The sequence below is a fragment of the Mycolicibacterium stellerae genome (genome assembly GCF_003719305.1).
Lineage (GTDB): Bacteria > Actinomycetota > Actinomycetes > Mycobacteriales > Mycobacteriaceae > Mycobacterium > Mycobacterium stellerae.
Genome location: NZ_RARC01000087.1, coordinates 1 through 528, shown reverse-complemented (window position 1 = coordinate 528; position 528 = coordinate 1). Strand labels below are relative to the sequence as shown.

Here is a 528-nt window from a genome sequence, read left to right as displayed (position 1 = left end):
CGGTTTGGGATGTTGTCGCCGGATGGTCAGTGCAAGACCTTTGATGCCGGTGCTGACGGCTATGTCCGCAGTGAGGGTTGTGGGGTGGTGGTGCTCAAGCGGCTCAGCGATGCCCTCGCCGACGGGGATCGGGTGCTGGCTGTGGTGCGCGGTTCTGCGGTCAACCAGGACGGCGCCAGCAGTGGCCAGACCGTGCCCAACGGGCCAGCTCAGCAGGCGCTGATTCGTCAGGCGCTGGCCGGGTCGCGATTGTCGCCGGCCGATATCGACTACATCGAAGCCCACGGCACCGGCACCGCGTTGGGCGATCCGATCGAGTTGGATGCACTCAGCGCCGTGTTCTCCGAGCGCAACGGTTCCGCACCGCTGGTGCTGGGATCGGTCAAGACCAACCTGGGCCACCTCGAATCGGCCGCAGGCATCACCGGTTTCATCAAGACGGTGCTCAGTGTCAAACACGGCCACATCCCCAAACACCTCAACTTCACCACCCTCACACCCCACGCCGGCGAAGGCGCAACAAAATTC

1 protein-coding gene is annotated in these 528 nt (G+C 64.2%); it reads left to right on the top strand.

All coding sequences use genetic code 11. The annotated features are described in order from the left end of the window. On the top strand, positions 1-528 hold a 528-nt coding region (locus D6M19_RS34075; protein WP_164478838.1), incomplete at both ends, for a beta-ketoacyl synthase N-terminal-like domain-containing protein.